This is a genomic window from Oleiphilus sp. HI0132 (assembly GCF_001635845.1).
In genome coordinates, this window is the sequence record NZ_LWGJ01001169.1 from 1 (window position 1) to 2,061 (window position 2,061).

The window sequence follows — 2,061 nt, forward strand, 5'->3', positions numbered from 1 at the left end:
TTTTAAGTACTTCTTCGACGCAATTTCGCTAATTCAATTCTCATTACGAATACTCATTAGGTACACACATGAACGTAACAATTAATTGGGGCGGTGACGCCAAATTTGTAGGTCAATCAGGCTCAGGTCATGAAATAGTAATGGATGGCCCTCCTGACCATGGCGGAAAAAACCAAGGCCCTCGACCTATGGAAATGCTGCTACTAGGTTTGGGTGGCTGCACATCATTTGACGTCATGAGCATTCTGCAAAAATCCCGTCAAAACGTAACTGACTGCCAAGCAATTATCGACGCAGAACGTGCCGACGAAGTCCCCAGTGTTTTTACCAAGATCAGCATCCACTTCATTGTCAGTGGTGAGCAGCTTAAAGAAAGCCAAGTAAAAAGAGCCGTTTCTCTCTCTGCTGAAAAGTATTGCTCTGCTTCGATTATGCTTGAGAAAGGCGGTGTGGAAATCGCTCACAGCTATGAGATAAAAGAAGCCTGAGCCATAGTTCTTGAATATATAGAGCGAATTAAACTCACTAATTCGCTCTATGCCTCTTGCTATAAATCGATATAAGCAGAGACGGAAGAGCCCTGAACAAAATCGACCTTCAAGTGCTTCATTTTTTGCAGACAGATGGCTGTGTCAACGGCATTAGCCAAGACTTTCTTACCTAAATAGTGAGCGATTTCTATAATCGAATCCGCCGCCTTTTCATCACCTTCGGCTTGATTCAGCTCTTCCATAAACGACTCATCAATTTTGATCATATCGAAAGGCAACGCTTTGAGAAAGGCAAACGGAGACCGCTCTGAGCCAAAGTGATCGAGACAAAATTTGAAGCCTTCCGCTTTTAATTGGTTCATATAAGCCACCGCAGAGTGAATATCTTCAATCGCTGCGCAGTCATATAGATCAAAACATACTTTTCTAGCGGGAATTTTCCCTGCTCTGGAAAGAGAAAGCATTTGTTCAGTAAACTCTTCATCGCATAAAGAGTAACCACTAATCTGCACTCGGACATAGTTCTCATCATCTAAAACAGGGTGCTGATGTGCCTGCAAGGCTATCAGCTGCGCAATCCACCATGCATCCAGCTCTTTGGCATCTTCATCGCCACTGACCTCAAAAGGCGATTGCCCCCCCTCAACAAAGCACGACAGGTTCACGTGATTCTGTAATACGCTATTGCTGCTCGACGCATCGGCCTCACTCTCAGTATTGTTTAAACACTCCACAACCTGCATCTTCAGCTCAAGCGTCAGCGCACTAAAATCTATATCTTCAGGTAAAATGTTTTCTGACTCGTCAATATATAAAGTCGGGATATTGTCTGAATTGGCGACAGGCTCTGGTTCATTAACACGAACGCCATCCGAGGCAAACTCGTCTTCAAGCTCATTTCGATACTCTGAATCTGATCCATCGACACCCTCATCACTTTGATGTATTCGGGCAAAGCTCTCTTCAATTAACTCTAATGCAGCACGAATCATTGACTCTGGGTTATAAAACCCCATATGCGCCTTACTTTCACCAATCAACACTGACAATGCAGTCTCTTCAGACTCACATAGAGTCTCCAGCGTATCCTGGCACCGCAAACCTAAAAACTCTTCGCCATGGTCAACCGTAAATAAGACGAAGTCAGAATCATTAACCCGCCCTAAAACACCACCACCAAGCATACCACTCAATTGACCTGCAACATCCTTAGCGAAACTCGGCTCCAAACTTGCTGCATCATCTGTTTTGGTATCGTAAAAACGAATATAGAGTAAGTAACACTCTGCAGTTCGCTTGCCTTTCTTCATCAAGGTTCTAACCTGACGACAAAACTCTGATTTACGTATTAGGCCTGAACCTTCGTCATAATTCGACTCATACGCTATCTTGTCGTAAACCTCGGCAACCATATTGTCGAGGCTCTGGTTAACCATGGGTAGTTCATAATCAAAATCCAGAGATATTCGCCGGTCTCTTAGGTACGTCGCAAACTTTAGTAAGCCCAGCTCAATAACTTTCATACCCTGATGGTTTACACATACGAACTTGCTATAGCCTTTCGCTATCC

Annotated in this window: 2 protein-coding genes; one reads left to right on the forward strand and one right to left on the reverse strand. The window is 43.9% G+C overall.

Annotated features, from left to right (window positions below; genetic code table 11):
• The first annotated feature begins 68 nt into the window (after positions 1–68).
• Complete coding sequence (locus A3766_RS16450) at positions 69–488, forward strand: OsmC family protein (RefSeq protein WP_068512558.1); 420 nt, start codon at positions 69–71, stop codon at positions 486–488.
• 59 nt (positions 489–547) lie between these two features.
• On the opposite strand, the gene A3766_RS16455 is transcribed toward A3766_RS16450, so the two are convergent.
• A partial coding sequence (locus tag A3766_RS16455; RefSeq protein ID WP_156508934.1) for an EAL domain-containing protein occupies positions 548–2,061 on the reverse strand: 1,514 nt, incomplete at its 5' end.